This window comes from Seongchinamella sediminis (assembly GCF_003457605.1).
In the GTDB taxonomy this organism is placed as follows: Bacteria; Pseudomonadota; Gammaproteobacteria; order Pseudomonadales; family Halieaceae; genus Halioglobus; species Halioglobus sediminis.
Genome location: NZ_QRAN01000071.1, coordinates 1 through 579 on the forward strand (window position 1 = coordinate 1; position 579 = coordinate 579).

Annotated in this window: 1 protein-coding gene; it reads left to right on the plus strand. The window is 63.9% G+C overall.

The window, feature by feature from the left end; genetic code table 11:
- The coding region (locus tag DWB85_RS19615; protein ID WP_162846215.1) for a TonB-dependent receptor domain-containing protein at positions 1-579 on the plus strand (579 nt) is incomplete at both ends.

A 579-nucleotide genomic window follows, 5' to 3' on the forward strand; every position in this document is an offset into this window, starting at 1 on the left:
GCAGCGGCATTCCCGGCTCGCCCTTCAACGCCGATCGCGACAGCTTCGACGCCAGCTATGACCTGGTGGGTGAGCAGAACATCGAAACCGACTTCTTCACCGCCGAACTGAACCTGGATGTAGGCTTTGGCGAGGGCACCATTACCGCCCTCTACGGCTGGCGCGACAACGACTCGACCAGTGCGTCCGACATCGACGCCCAGCCAGCCGCCCTGTTCCACGCACCGGCTTACCTGCTGGCGGAGCAGAACAGTTTCGAGCTGCGCTACAACGGCCAGTTTGGCAACGCCAACGTCACCACCGGGGTGTACTGGTTTGACAATGACATCGAGTACCACGAGCGCCGCAACCTGCTGGGGGCGCTGACCCCGATCGTCAGCGGCGGGGCGCTGGGCAGTGACATCGCCTACCAGATACAGGACGGTGGTGGCCTCTACGATGTGGAGACCCTGGCCTTCTTCGCCGCGGTGGATTACGCCCTCACCGAGCGCCTGACCCTGACTGCCGGCGCCCGCTGGTCCTCGGAGGAAAAGAGTGCCGAGATCGCCACCCTGGCGCTGAACACCAACGTGCTGCAAA